This window comes from Achromobacter sp. KK8 (assembly GCF_054188005.1).
On sequence record NZ_CM135178.1, the window covers coordinates 5,265,203 to 5,276,918 of the forward strand.

11 protein-coding genes are annotated in these 11,716 nt (G+C 69.2%); 8 read left to right on the forward strand and 3 right to left on the reverse strand.

Going from position 1 to position 11,716, the window contains the following annotated elements; all coding sequences use genetic code 11:
- The first annotated feature begins 45 nt into the window (after window positions 1-45).
- The 6 genes from ACVN9Z_RS24365 (at window position 46) to ACVN9Z_RS24390 (ending at window position 6,925) form a co-directional block, all read left to right on the forward strand.
- A complete protein-coding gene (locus tag ACVN9Z_RS24365) occupies window positions 46-522 on the forward strand; it encodes a hypothetical protein (protein ID WP_024069343.1) in 477 nt (158 codons plus the stop codon).
- Window positions 523-613: 91 nt separating this feature from the next.
- Window positions 614-1,915: a UDP-N-acetylglucosamine 1-carboxyvinyltransferase gene (locus ACVN9Z_RS24370; protein WP_006386335.1), complete on the forward strand. Its 1,302-nt coding sequence runs from the start codon at window positions 614-616 to the stop codon at window positions 1,913-1,915.
- A 75-nt stretch (window positions 1,916-1,990) separates the two neighbouring features.
- Complete coding sequence (locus ACVN9Z_RS24375; protein WP_054436683.1) at window positions 1,991-2,785, forward strand: alpha/beta fold hydrolase; 795 nt, start codon at window positions 1,991-1,993, stop codon at window positions 2,783-2,785.
- A gap of 190 nt (window positions 2,786-2,975) precedes the next feature.
- Window positions 2,976-4,427: an NCS1 family nucleobase:cation symporter-1 gene (locus ACVN9Z_RS24380; protein WP_026382985.1), complete on the forward strand. Its 1,452-nt coding sequence runs from the start codon at window positions 2,976-2,978 to the stop codon at window positions 4,425-4,427.
- A gap of 126 nt (window positions 4,428-4,553) precedes the next feature.
- Window positions 4,554-5,933 carry an HdeD family acid-resistance protein gene (locus ACVN9Z_RS24385; protein WP_054516917.1) on the forward strand — a complete coding sequence of 460 codons (1,380 nt, stop codon included), beginning with the start codon at window positions 4,554-4,556 and terminating at the stop codon, window positions 5,931-5,933.
- On the forward strand, window positions 5,930-6,925 hold the full coding sequence (locus ACVN9Z_RS24390; protein ID WP_458212755.1) for an Lnb N-terminal periplasmic domain-containing protein: 996 nt from the start codon (window positions 5,930-5,932) through the stop codon (window positions 6,923-6,925). The genes ACVN9Z_RS24385 and ACVN9Z_RS24390 overlap by 4 nt, the downstream gene beginning before the upstream one ends.
- A gap of 19 nt (window positions 6,926-6,944) precedes the next feature.
- Here the strand turns inward: ACVN9Z_RS24390 and ACVN9Z_RS24395 are convergent, their stop codons facing one another.
- Both ACVN9Z_RS24395 and ACVN9Z_RS24400 read right to left on the reverse strand, forming a co-directional pair.
- Window positions 6,945-7,688, reverse strand: coding sequence for an SDR family NAD(P)-dependent oxidoreductase (locus tag ACVN9Z_RS24395; protein ID WP_024069348.1), 744 nt, complete (start codon window positions 7,686-7,688; stop codon window positions 6,945-6,947).
- A gap of 46 nt (window positions 7,689-7,734) precedes the next feature.
- Window positions 7,735-8,397, reverse strand: a complete 663-nt coding sequence (locus ACVN9Z_RS24400) for a TetR family transcriptional regulator (protein WP_053497957.1) — start codon at window positions 8,395-8,397, stop codon at window positions 7,735-7,737.
- An 83-nt stretch (window positions 8,398-8,480) separates the two neighbouring features.
- Here ACVN9Z_RS24400 and ACVN9Z_RS24405 point away from each other — a divergent pair, with 83 nt between their 5' ends.
- The gene (locus ACVN9Z_RS24405) at window positions 8,481-9,149 is read left to right on the forward strand and encodes an O-methyltransferase (protein WP_458212756.1); all 669 of its coding nucleotides are present in this window, start codon (window positions 8,481-8,483) and stop codon (window positions 9,147-9,149) included.
- A gap of 18 nt (window positions 9,150-9,167) precedes the next feature.
- Here ACVN9Z_RS24405 and ACVN9Z_RS24410 read toward each other — a convergent pair whose 3' ends face one another.
- Entirely contained in the window at window positions 9,168-10,703 is a 1,536-nt protein-coding gene (locus tag ACVN9Z_RS24410) for an MFS transporter (protein ID WP_458212757.1), read from the reverse strand.
- Window positions 10,704-10,814: 111 nt separating this feature from the next.
- On the opposite strand from ACVN9Z_RS24410, the gene ACVN9Z_RS24415 reads away from it, so the two are divergent.
- Complete coding sequence (locus ACVN9Z_RS24415; RefSeq protein WP_006386327.1) at window positions 10,815-11,714, forward strand: LysR family transcriptional regulator; 900 nt, start codon at window positions 10,815-10,817, stop codon at window positions 11,712-11,714.
- The last annotated feature ends 2 nt before the right edge of the window (window positions 11,715-11,716 follow it).

The following is an 11,716-nucleotide window of genomic DNA, read 5'->3' on the forward strand; positions in this document are numbered from 1 at the left end:
AATAGCGTATTCTTTGACGTTCAGGCAACCGCAAGGATATCTTGAATGAACCCGACCTTAATCAAGTGGCTGACCAGCGTCGGCTTTGGCCTGGTCATCGGCCGCGCCGCCTACGGTGTCATCAACTCGCTGCTGCAGATGGTCTTCGGCGTGGACCAGCCCGGCGCCCCCTTCGACCCCGAGGCGCTGGATCGCATGCTGATCACCGGCAGTGTGCTGTGCCTGGTGGTGGCGGGGGTGACGGCGGCCGCGCTGCTGCGCGTGGCCGACAACCGGCGCCGCATCGCGTGGGGCTGCCTGGTGCTGGGCGTGACCCTGATACTGACGCTGGCGGCCGCCCTGCCGACGATGGACCTGGGTTCGCATCCGGCGGGGTCCTCCGAGGCGCGCGACGCCAAGACGGCGTTCTTCTTCTGGATGCTGATCTTCGGCCTGCCCTACCTGGGCGGCGGCCTGGCGCTGACGATCGGCGGCGCCGTCATGCTGCGCAAGTTCCGCAACGCGCCAAGGTCGGCGGCCTGACGCGGCCCCGGGGCATGCCGGGTACAATTTCCCCCGCGCTTGCCCTTGCCATCCCCCTTGCCGTTCCACCTGTCGTCCAAGCTTCTCGCCCATGTCCAATCTCATCGTCCACGGCGGCACGCCCCTGCGCGGCCGCGTCATCCCGTCGGCCAACAAGAACGCGGTGCTGCCGATCCTGTGCGCCACGCTGCTGACCGACCAGCCGCTGCGGCTGCATGGCGTGCCCGACATCACCGACGTGCGCAAGATCCTCGACATCTTCCGCACGCTGGGCAGCGAAGTGCGGCTGGATGAAAGCACCCGCACGCTGGACCTGCACCACCGCGACACCACGTTCGACGCCGCGCGCCATCGCCTGCCGGAAGAGATGCGCTCGTCCATCATGCTGGTGTCGCCGCTGCTGGCGCGCTTCGGCGTGGCGCGGCTGGAGGACAACGTCAAGGGCTGCACGCTGGGCGTGCGCGAGATCGATCCGCACGTCGACATCTTCCGCTCGTTCGGCGGCGAGGTCGAACGCGCCAGCGGCTCGCTGCTGGTGCGCAGCGCCGGCCCGCTCAAGCCGACCCACCATTGGCTGGACTACGCCTCGGTCACCACCACCGAGAACTTCGTGCTGTGCGCGGCCGCCGCGGCCGGCGAATCGACGCTGACCAATGCCGCGTCCGAGCCGCACGTGCAGGAGTTTTGCCGCTTCATGACGATGATGGGCGCCAACATCGACGGCATCGGCACCTCGCGCCTGACGGTGCGCGGCGGCGCCACCCTGCGCGGCGGCGAGTTCACCTTCGAGGAAGACTTCCACGAGATCACCACCTTCCTGGCGCTGGGCGCGATCACCGGCGGCGACGTGGTGGTGCGCAACAGCACGCCGTCCAATTTCCCGCTGATCGACCGCACCTTCGCCAAGTTCGGCGTCAGGATCGTGCACGAGAACGGCTGGTCGCGCGCGCTGCGCGACGGCCCGCTGAAGGTGCAGACGCCCTTCACCAGCAACGTGCTGACCAAGGTCGAGGCCGCGCCGTGGCCGTATTTCCCGGTGGACCTGCTACCCATCTTCATCGCGCTGGGCGTGTGCGCCGAGGGCAACGCGATGTTCTGGAACAAGGTCTACGACGGCGCGCTGGGCTGGACCGGCGAGCTGTCCAAGTTCGGCGCGCACGTGTTCTCGTCGGATCCGCACCGCGTCATCACCTTCGGTGGCAATCCGTTGACGCCGGCGGTGGTCGAAAGCCCCTACATCATCCGCGTGGCGATCGCGCTGTTCATGATCGCCAGCAGCATCAAGGGGCGTTCCGAGATCCGCAACGCCACGCCGATCCGCCGCGCCCACCCGCGCTTCGTCGAGAACCTGCGCAGCCTGGGCGTGCAGGTCGAATGGACCGCCGAGGAATAGCGCGGGCGGTTTCCTATAATCCCGGGATTCCTTCAAACGGCGCTTCGGCGCCCTTTTGCTTCCCAGGATCCCTACATGTCGTCGATTGCCAGCCAGGATGTCCACGTGTCCACCCCGCAAGGCCGCCTGTTCGCGCGGCGCTGGGATCCCGCCGGGCGGGATGCGGACGCGGCGCCGATCGTGCTGCTGCATGATTCGCTAGGCTGCGTCGAACTGTGGCGCGACTTCCCCGAACAGCTGGCCGCGGCCACGGGCCGCGCCGTCATCGCCTATGACCGCCTGGGCTTTGGCCGCTCCGATCCCAACCCCGCCACGCTGACCACCGGCTTCGTCGAGGCCGAGGCGCGCGACGGTTTCCAGGCCGTGCGCCAGGCGCTTGGCATCGGCCGCTTCATCGCCTTCGGCCACAGCGTCGGCGGCGGCATGGGCATCTGCTGCGCGGCGACCCATCCCCAGGATTGCGACGCCCTGATCACCGAGTCGGCCCAGACCTTCGCCGAGGACCGCACCCTGGATGGCATCCGCGCGGCGCAGCGCAACTTCGCCGAGCCGGGCCAGTTGGACCGCCTGAAGAAGTATCACGGCGACAAGGCCGCGTGGGTGCTGAGCGCCTGGGTCGACACTTGGCTGTCGCCGGCCTTCGCCGACTGGAAGCTCGACGACGCGCTGCGCCAGGTCAAATGCCCGGTGCTGGCGCTGCACGGCGAAGTGGACGAGTACGGCTCGGCCGCGCACCCCGAAATCATCGCCCGCCTGACCGGCGGCAAGCAGGCGCTGCTGGAGAACTGCGGCCACGTGCCGCACCGCGAGCAGGCGCGCATCGTGCTGGACCTGGCCGGCCAGTGGCTGCGAGGCGCGGTGCCAGGCTGATTGGCCGCCAGGGCCTGCGCAGGCGGGCCCTTTGCCGGAAGGGAAAACCCCAGGGGCGTATTGGCGCAAAGGTTGTATACACTCTTTGCACACCATAGTACGCGCCAGGCTCCGTCCAAGTGTTGCTGCTGTAATTGGTCCGCCCGGCTTCCTTTACGGCCATGCCCAACCTTGGGCCAGGGAGCTCGCCATCGATATCCGAAATCCTTCCCCCGGTCTCTACAACGAAGACCTGGCCCCCACGAAGGAACGCCGCTGGGGCGCCTTCAGCATCTTCAACGTCTGGACCTCGGACGTGCACAGCCTGTGGGGCTACTACCTGGCCGCCAGCCTGTTCCTGCTGTGCGGCAGCTTCGTCAACTTCCTGATCGCCATCGGCCTGAGTTCGCTGGTGATCTTCTTCCTCATGAACCTGATGGGCTATGCCGGCGAAAAGACCGGCGTGCCCTACCCGGTGCTGGCGCGCGCTTCGTTCGGCATCTGGGGCGCCAACCTGGCGGCGCTGGTGCGCGCGGTGGTGGCGTGCTTCTGGTATGGCGCGCAGACGGCGGCCGCGTCGGGCGCCATCGTGGCGCTGCTGGTGCGCAACGACAGCCTGCTGGCCTTCCACCAGAACACGCAATGGCTGGGGCATTCGGGCCTGGAGCTGATCTGCTACGTCGGCATCTGGGCGCTGCAGCTGCTCATCATCCAGAAAGGCATGGAAACCGTGCGCCGCTTCCAGGACTGGGCCGGCCCGGCGGTGTGGATCGCCATGCTGGTGCTGGCGGTCGGCCTGTGCATCAAGGCCGGCGGCTTCAGCCTGGAGCACGGCATCCCGATGGACGTGCTGCTGGACAAGACCCGCGACGCCGGCGTGACGGGCGCGCCGGGCAGCTTCTGGGCGCTGATGGCGGTGGGCGCCACCTGGATCACCTACTTCGCCGCGCTGTACCTGAACTTCTGCGATTTCTCGCGCTACGCCCGCGACAAGCAGGCGGTCAAGCGCGGCAATCTGTGGGGCCTGCCGGTGAACCTGGTGGCCTTTTCGCTGGTGGCGGGCGTCACCACCATCGCCGCCTACAAGGTCTACGGCGAGGTGCTGCTGCACCCCGAGCAGATCTCCACCAAGTTCGACAGCTGGGTGCTGGCGCTGCTGGCCGCGCTGACCTTCGCGGTGGCCACGCTGGGCATCAACGTGGTGGCGAACTTCGTGTCGGCCGCCTTCGATATTTCGAACGTGTTTCCCAAGCGCATCAATTTCAAGTGCGGCGGCTACATCGCGGCGCTGATCGCGCTGGTGCTGTATCCGTTCGCGCCGTGGGAAGGCGGCGCGGCCCACTTCGTCAACGCCATCGGCGCCACCATGGGACCGCTGCTGGGCATCATCCTGGTGGACTACTACCTGGTGGCCAAGGGCCGCATCAATGTTGCGGCGCTGTATGACGAGCATGGCGAATACCGCTACCAGGGCGGGTGGAACATGAACGCGCTGGCGGCCACCGGCATCGGCAGCGTGTTCTCGACCATCCTGCCCAACTTCACCGACCTGCTGCCGGCCTGGTGGGCCACCTATGGCTGGTTCTTCGGCGTGGGGATCGGCGGCGGCGTCTACTGGGTGCTGGCCACGCTGCGCCCGCGGGCCATGCCGGCCATCGCTTGACCGGCCCGCCGCCGGCGCCCTCGGCGCCGGTGGCCGCGCAACTCGACGCGCGGGCCGCAGTCGCGGTACCCTGCATGCGATACTTGCCGTCCCGTGGCATTGCGCCCTTGCATGGAGACCCGCCCCATGAGTCACCTGGTCTTGCTGCTGCTCGGTGTCGACTATCTGCACAAGCGCGCCCGCGCCCTGATGATCGGCGGCTGGCTGATGCTGGCCGCAGGCGCGTTCGTGTTCCTCGACGCCCTGGACAACGCGCTGTACTTTCCCTTGAATTTCTTCGCCGCGCTGCTGGTGGCCGAGGGCATCGCGACCCTGGCCATCGCCAAGTCCGGCGTGGGCGGCCAGCGCGTGCTGCGCTACACCAAGGGGGTGTTCGTGCTGGTGGCCGGCACACTGGTGCTGGCGGGCCATCATCACGGGCATTTCGTGCTGTCGATGATCTTCGGGCTGCTGTTCCTGGTGGACGGGCTGATCCAGTGCATCGCCGCCTACGTGGTGCGCTACCAGCGCTGGCGCGTGGTGTTCGCCTCGGGCGTGGCCGAGGTGCTGCTGGCGATCTTCTTCTTCCAGCCCTACCCCACCCACTATGTCGGCACAGTGCCCTACTGCATCGGGCTGTTCCTGGCCATCTCGGGCCTCAAGCTGCTGTGGCTGGCGCGCCGCGTGCGCAACCTGGATGCCAATCCGGCGCTGGCCACCAACCCCGACCCCGCCTTCATGCCGACGCGCGCCGACGGCCCGGCGCAGAAGGTGTTCGACGGTCCGCCGCAAGCCAGCGAGCGCGCCCTGACCGTGCACGTATGGACGCCTTCGGGCTCGGCCAAGACCGAGACGCGCAACTACCCGGTGGTCGACCGCTACATCGCGGCGGTGGACATCAACGGCGTCGTGTCCACCGGCCATGCCGCGCTGGAATCGCCCGAGGGCATCTACATCAGTCTCTATCCGGCCGTGGAGATCGACCACTCGCCCGAGCAGTTCGGCACGCTGCTGCGCGCCACCGCCGACAACAACGTGCCCGGCGTGTACCAGCCCGACTACGCCACCGAATCCAAGGCCTGGTGCCCGTCGACCATGCAGGTGCGCATCCGCAATTACGACGCCGCCAAGCTGCAGGCGTTCTGGGACCAGTACCGCAAGACCGAGATCTACAACCTGACCCACCGCAACTGCTCCAGTTCGGTCTCGGCCGCGCTGGAAGCGGCGCTGGACGGCGTGGTGGGCCGCCTGCACGGCCCGCGGGCCGGCTGGGCGGTGCTGTGGCGGCTGCTGTTCACGCCCGAGTTGTGGGTGGCGGCGCAGATCCGCAAGCGCGCCCTGACCATGGCCTGGACCCCGGGCCTGACGCTGGACTATGCGCGCGCGCTCAGCATGCTGGCCGATCCGCGGCCGTTCGGCTGGTGGAAGATGTCGCAGGCGGCGCTGCGCCAGATCGCGGCGCTGCGCGCCGGCTGGCGCCGCCAGGACCGCGAGGCGGTCGCCCGCAATACCCAGACCCAGTCATGACGGCGCTGCTGGCGGCCGCCGTCGTCGCCGGCGCCCTGTGGGGCGCGCTGGCGCTGTGGTTCCAGTCGCCAGGCCGGGGCCGCGCCCGCCTGCTGGCGCCGCTGGCCTGGATGGCGTTGGCCGCCGCCGCGCTGGCGGGACTGGCATGGGGCTACCTGCTGCCGGCCGCGCTGTTCGGCGCGCTGTTGCTGGCGCTGCTGGCGTGGTGGATCTGGGGCATGCGGCCATCCAACGACCGCGACTGGATGCCCGAAGTGGCTCGCGCCACCCATGGCGAGGTCGACGGCGACCACCTGACGCTGCACGACGTGCGCAACTTCGATTGGCGCTCGCGCACCGACTTCGACGCGCGCTGGGAAACCCGCCACTACGACCTGTCGAAACTGGCATCGGTGGACCTGGCGCTGTCGTATTGGGGCCGCCCGGCGATTGCGCATGCCCTGGTGTCGTTCGGCTTCAGCGACGGCCAGTACGTGGTGTTCTCAGTGGAGATCCGCCGCAAGCGCAACGACACGTTCTCGGAAATCGGCGGTTTTTTCCGCCAGTATGAGCTGTCGGTGCTGGCCTCGGCCGAGGAAGACAGCCTGCGCGTGCGCACCAATGTGCGGGGCGAGGACGGCTATCTGTACCGCGTCCACATGCCGCCCGGCGCGCCGCGCAAGCTGCTGCTGTCGTACGTGGACACGGCCACGCGCCTGCGGCGCCAGCCGCGCTTCTACAACACCCTGACGGCCAACTGCATCACCATCGTGTACCGGCTGGCCGACAAGATCGTGCCGGGCCTGCCGCTGGACTACCGCCTGCTGCTGTCGGGATATCTGCCGGAATACCTGTACCGCCTGGGAGCGCTGCAAGGCGCTGGCAGCGTCCAGGCCTACCGCGCCGCCGGCCGCTACACCGACCGCGCCCGCGCCACGCGCGATGCGGCGCAATACTCGCGCAATATCCGGCGTGGCGTGCCGGGCGTGCCGCCCGCCGAAGCGGACGCGTGACCGTGGCGATGGCCGCGCCTCAGGTCAGGTTCAGCCCGCCGTCCGACAACAGGATCTCGCCCGTCAGGTAGTCGGACTGCGCCAGCCACGCCACTGCCTGGGCGATGTCGTCCGGCTGCGCGGCGCGGCGCATCGGCGCCCGTTCGCGCCACAGCTGCTGCGCCTGGGTCCAATCCCGCGTCAACGGCGTGTCCACCAATCCGGGCGCCACCGCGTTGACCCGGATCGACGGCGCCAACGACACCGCCAGCAGACGCGTCACATGGTTCAGCGCCGCCTTGGCCGCCGCATACGGAATCGACGCGCCCTTGGGCCGCACGCCAGCATGCGAGCTGACGTTCACCACGCACCCCGGCCGGCCCCGCGCCGCGGCCGCCGACAGCGCGGCTTGCGCCTCGGCCACCAGGCGGAACGGCGCAACCACGTTGACTTCGTGCATCTCGTGCCAGACCGCGGGCGTGGCCGCGGCCAGGTCGCCGTGCGCGATCACGCGGCTGATGCCGGCGTTGTTGACCAGCACGTCCAGCCGGCCCCACGCCGCCACCGCCTCGCGGACCAGACGCACACGGTCGGCGTCGACGGCCAGGTCCGCTTGCACATAGACGGCCGAACCCAGCTCCGCGGCCAGCGCCCGGCCCGCCTCGGCCGACTGGCGCGAATGCAGCACCACGGCATAGCCATCGCGCGACAGGCGCCGGGCAATGGCGGCGCCGATGCCGGAGGTGGAGCCGGTCACCAGCGCCACGGGAAGGGAATCGTGCATCGTGTCAGTCGTATGAGAGTGCATCACGGAAGGAGGATGCCACAGGTTACTTGCGGGCTTGCCGGCGTGCCTGGCCGACGCCCCGCGCCAGGCTGTCCAGATACGCGCACAGCATGTCGGCCAGCGCGTCCGCGTAGCCCTCGATCTCGGCGTCGGTGCGCGGACTTTCGGAGAACTGCTTGCCGACGGCGCTGAGCGTGTGGGTGATGAGATCGCCCGCCAGGACGCGGGTGGCGTCGGAAGCGTTGGGCAGGGCCTCTTCGAGAAACGCGAGCACGATGCGGCCGCCCTCTTCCTTGGTGGCGCGCGCCTCGGGCGCATCGCGATACAGCGGCGCCGCGTCATTGAGGGCGACACGCATCACGGCCTCTTCGCACTCCGAGCGGACGAAGGCGTGCACCAGGTTGCGCAAGCGCTGCGGCGGCGCGTGGCGCGCGTCTTCGAGCAGGCGCCGCAGCAGATCCGAGGTCTGCTGCCATTCCTGCGTCTGCAGGCGATACAGGATGGCGGCCTTGTTGGGGAAGTATTGATAGAGCGAGCCGATGCTGACGCCGGCCTTCTCGGCCACGCGGGCGGTGGTGAAGCGCGCGGCCCCTTCCTTGGCCAAAACCTGAGCCCCCGCCTGCAGGATGGCCGCGACCAGCTCGGCCGAGCGGGCCTGCTGCGGTTGTTTTCTCTCGGAAAGCCGGGTGCTGCGGCGTGTGGTCATGGCGGCGCGCGAAATGCGAATAGGGAAATGCGACGAATTCATCGTATTCTAAACCCGTACCTCCCGACTGGAAACCCATCATCATGACCAACACCCTGACCTCTGCGCCCCTGCCCGCGCTGCTGGACCGCCTGTTCACCCAGGCCGACGCCTCCTGGTCGAATGCCGACCCCGCCCTGGCCAATATGTCCGACGCCGAGCAGGCGCGGCTGATGCGCAGCAAGACCGAATACCGCGAGTTCTACGGCCGCATGAAGGAACTGCCGCTGGCGGTGTCGCCCGAGACCGGCACCCTGCTGTACATGCTGGCGCGCAGCACGCAGGCCCGCTCCATCATCGAATTCGGCGCCTCGTTCGGCATTTCGACGCTGCACCTGGCGGCGGCGTTGCGCGACAACGGCGGCGGCCGGCTGATCACCACTGAATTCGAGTCTTCCAAGGTCGCCCTGGCCAGCGGCCATCTGCTTGAAGCCGGGCTGGCGGACCTGGTCGAACTGCGCCAGGGCGATGCGTTGCAGACGCTGGCCGCCGACCTGCCCGAGCGCATCGACCTGGTGCTGCTGGACGGCGCCAAGGCGCTGTACTCCGACATCCTGGCCTTGCTGGAAAGCCGGCTGCGACCCGGCGCGCTGATCGTGGCGGACAATGCCGACCATTGCCCCGAGTACCTGGCGCGCGTGCGTTCGCCGGACTCGGGCTACCTGTCGACGCCGTTCGGCGACGACGTCGAGCTGTCGATGCGGTTGGGGTGAGGCGCCGCCACACCGGTCTCAGGCCCGCGCCGCCGCCGGCGCCGCCTCGCGCGCCTCGGGCTTGCCCAGGAAGAGAAACACCACCAGGGCGGTCAGCACCGTGATCGCCGCCAGGATCCACAGCAGCACGGCGAAGGCATCCGCGGAAGCGTGCGCCAATACCGCGCGGCCGGTCCCGGGCAGGATCGCGGCCAGCGCGTCGAAGTCGCCGGCGACCAAGCGCTGGGCCGCCTGCGTCGCCCGCGGCGCGGCGCCGGGCAACGCCGTGGCGAGGTGGCTTGCGGTCAAGCCGGTCAGCAGCGCGCTGACCACGACCAGCGCCACGCCTTCGCCCGCCACCCGGGTCGTGCTGAAGATCCCGGTCGCCATGCCGGCGCGCTCGACGGGCACCACGCTGACGGCCAGCCCATCCATCAAACCCCACGGCAGGCTGATGCCGATGCCGATCAGCAGCATCGGCCCCACCAGCGCCGTCACCTGCCCGGCCGTCATGGCCAGGCTGAGCCAGGCCAGGCCGGCGGCCGCCAGCAGCAACCCCGCGCCACAGATCAGCGCCGGCGCCAGCCAGCGCGTCAGCTGGCCAGCCACGATCGGCAACAACAGCAAAGGAGCGGACAGCGCGATCATCATGCGGCCCGCCTCGATTTCGCCAAGGCCGTCGACGGCAATGAAACGCACCGGCAGCAGGATCAGCAACACCACGAAGGCATAGGCCGGCGCGGCCGCCAGCAGCTGCACTCCCAGGAAACGCGGATAGCGGAACAGCGTCAGGTCGAGCATCGGCCGGACCGCGCGCAACTCGATCACGCCGAACGCGGCGAACAACGCAACCGCCGCCGCAAGCATCGCCAAAGTGGAAGGATCGCCCCAGCCGCTTTGCGGCGCCCGCATGATGCCCCAGGTCAGCAACGCCAGCGCCGCGCTGAACGTGGCGGCGCCCGGCCAGTCCAGGCGCCCCGCCGCCGGATCGCGCGATTCGCGCAGGCAACGCGCGCCCAGCAGCAATGCAACGGCGGCCAGGCCGATCACCAGCAGGAAGATGCTGCGCCAGCCGTAGCGTTCGATCAGCAAGGCCGAGGCGATGGGCCCGAACGACAGGCCCGCGCCGAAACTGGCGCCCAGCAGGCTGAAGGCCCGCATGCGCCCGGGCCCGTCGAACGCCTGCGCCAAGGCCGCGGCGCCGCCGGAAAAGATCGCCGCGCCGCCCAGGCCTTGCGCGGCGCGCAGCAGGTCGAAGGCGACGATGTCCGGCGCATGGACCAGGCCGAGGGAGGCCGCGATGAAGATCGCGGCGCCCGCCAGGAAGACGCGGCGGCGCCCGTAGCGGTCGGCCAGCGCGCCGGCCACCAGCAGCGAGCTGCCGAACACCAGCATGAAGGCGTTGGTGATCCAGTTCAGCGCGACCGGGCTGCCGCCCAGGTCGCGCGCGATGGCGGGCAGCGCGATGGCGGGGCCGGTAAAGGTGAACGGCATGGCCGCGCACGCCAGGCATACGGCGGCCAGGACCAGGAACTTGCGGGCCGCGGACAGCGGCGGCGAAACGACAGACGGCATGGCAGGCATCGATGTGGAAGGCAACGGCATTGAAGATACCTGTGCGCAATGGGCGGATAAATAGGGTAAAAATCCACACATACGGGAATTAATTTCTTCAATGGAATCGCCATGGACCGTTTGAGCGGCCTGTTGCCGTTTGTCCGCAGCGCCGAACTGGGTGGCTTCGCCGCCGCCGGACGCGACCTGGACCTGTCGCCCTCGGCCGTCGGCAAGGCCGTGGCCCGGCTGGAACAGGACCTGCATGTGCGGCTGTTCCAGCGCAGCACGCGCCGCATGCAGCTGACCGAGGAAGGCCGGCTGTTCTACGAGCGCTGCAAACGCATCCTGGAAGACCTGGACGATGCGCACGCCATGCTGTCGCAGACGCTGCGCGAACCCCGCGGGCGCCTGCGCGTCAGCGCGCCGCTGGTCAGCTACCACTTCCTGCTGCCGGTGCTGCCGGCCTTCGCGGCGCGCTATCCGCACATCGAACTGGACATGGACTTCAACGACCGGATCGTGGACCTGATCGGCGAGCGCGTCGACGTGGCGATCCGCAGCGGCGACCTGCCCGATTCGCGCCTGGCGGCCCGAACGCTCGGCAGCTTCCGGCTGCGGCTGTACGCGGCGCCCGATTACCTGGCGCGCCATGGCACGCCGCAGCGCGCGCGCGACCTGGAACGGCATCGGGCGGTGCGGTTCCGCTATCCGAACGCCGGTACGCTGCAGGAATGGCCGCTGGCGCTGGCCGCGGGCGAGGCCGCGCCGCGGCTGACGGCCGCGTTCACCTGCAACAACATGGAAGCGTTGCTGGGCGCGACCATCCAGGGGTTCGGCATCGGCTGCATGCCGGATTTCCTGGCGCGCGAGGCGCTGGCGGCCGGCAGGCTGCGCGCGCTGCTGGACGCGCAGGTCAATGGCGCGGGGCGCTTCCAGGCGCTGTGGCCCTCCAACCGCAACCTGTCGCCCAAGGTCAGGGTGTTCGTCGACTTCCTCGCTGAGCGGCTGTTTCGCGACAGCCCGCCCTGACG